Source organism: Paenibacillus forsythiae T98, from assembly GCF_000520735.1.
Lineage (GTDB): Bacteria > Bacillota > Bacilli > Paenibacillales > Paenibacillaceae > Paenibacillus_AQ > Paenibacillus_AQ forsythiae.
This window is the reverse complement of sequence record NZ_ASSC01000279.1, coordinates 1-1,835: the sequence shown is the minus strand read 5'-3', so window position 1 is coordinate 1,835 and position 1,835 is coordinate 1. Positions and strand designations below refer to the sequence as shown.

1 protein-coding gene is annotated in these 1,835 nt (G+C 59.3%); it reads right to left on the bottom strand.

Annotated elements, in window-relative coordinates; all coding sequences use genetic code 11:
- The coding region (gene pulA / locus L692_RS0109245; RefSeq protein ID WP_025699224.1) for a type I pullulanase at positions 1–1,506 on the bottom strand (1,506 nt) is incomplete at its 3' end.
- Positions 1,507–1,835 lie beyond the last annotated feature (329 nt).

The window sequence follows — 1,835 nt, the reverse complement described above, 5'->3', positions numbered from 1 at the left end:
GCTCGTCAGCACCATGGCGGAAGCCAGCCGGTGCATGGCGCGGCGTTCCTCATCCGTCGCCCCCTCCGTAGAGAGCAGCAATTTGTCCCAGAGCGTATGGTTGTCATGGCACTCCACGAAGTTGACGGACTGCTGCGGCTCCTGGGCGAACTGCCAGATCCCCGGTCCGTAAGCGATGCCTCCGGCGACTCCGGCCATGACTCCGTTCTCGGTTCCGGCTCCCCCGCTGATGAAGCCTTGGCGGTTGTGCAGAAAAATGCTTCCCTTGACCGCATCCCGGAAGCCGTCGTTAAACTGCCCGAATCCCGGCAACAAAGAGCTGTTGTGCTGATTCGCCCGAAGCTCGGGGGCAAGCTCCGTGTCCATCATCCAGCCCTCCCCGATCGTAAGGATGGACGGGTCCAGTTCATCGAGCCTCCGGCGAATCTCCGTCATCGTTCCAATGTCCATGAGGCCCATCAGATCGAAGCGGAAGCCGTCGATATGGTACTCCTGCGCCCAATACAGCACGGAATCGGCAATAAAGCGGGACATCATCTTCCGCTCGGTGGCGCAGTCATTGCCGCAGCCCGATCCGTTCGACAGCGTGCCGTCCGCCTTGTAGCGCAGGTAGTAGCCCGGAACAAGCTTGGCGAGGTTCATGCGGTGGGCGTCATAGACATGATTGTATACAACGTCCATGATAACCCGCAGGCCGCGGTCATGCAGCGTCTGGATCAGACACTTCAGCTCCTTGATCCGGACCCCGGGAACGTAGGGATCGGTCGCATAAGAGCCCTCGGGAACATTATAGTTCTTCGGATCGTAGCCCCAGTTGTAATGCGGCTGGTCGAGCTTCGTTTCATCCACGCTCTCGGTCGCGTAATCAAAGATCGGCTGAAGCTGCACATGGGTCACTCCAAGCGCCGCGATATGGTCCAGCCCGGTAGGAGTGCCTCCCGGTCCCCGCGTGCCGCTCTCGGCCAGGCCGGTAAACTTTCCCTTCTGGCGAATCCCCCCGCCCGGGTGGATCGACAGGTCCCGCAGGTGCAGCTCATAGATGACGGCGTCCACGGGATGGTCAAAAGGCGGTTTGTCTTCGGTCCAGCGCAGCGGGTCCGTCTTTCGGAGATCGAGGATGGCTCCCCGGTCGCCATTCACGCCGACAGCTCTGGCGTAGGGATCTGCCGCTTCATTCCACCGGTCTTCAATCCATACGCGATACGTATAGAACTTGCCCTCCAGATCGCCCTTTACCGTCAGCGTCCAGGTCCCGCCGATATCGCGTGTCATCGGAAGCACGGCTGAAGCCTCGTCCTGCCAGGAATCGTATAGTACAAGCTCCGCCTGCCGGGAGGTCGGCGCCCATAGACGGAACGCAGAGCGCTCCGGACTATAGCTCACGCCCAAATCGTCTCCCTCGTAACCAAGCAAATCATCCAGGCCGCCTACAAGGACGGGAATCCCTTCGGTGGCTGCGGGATCGCCGTAATCTATCGGCTCGCCCTTTCCCCTTTGTACCGACAAATCGATCATGGCTCCTTTATATATGCTCACTCCCGGCGGTCTTTCGACCGCGCGAAAGCGCAAACGTATGATTTTCTGTAATTCCGGGCGCTAGCCCCACAAGGACGGCGCAGCGGTTCTTCCTGTATTCCCCGGGATTATACAATGCGCCCAATCCGGTGTCAAACCGCTTATTAGCCGTTTTTCGCAAGCAAACCTTCCCATTTCCTGTAAAATACTTCATGAATCAGGCCCGCCGTTTCCATACTTGCCGGATTGCGGCACCGCTCAGGACCAGGGTCATTGCCCGGCCTGAATGAAGTCCAGCGCCACCATCGTAATCACCGCGC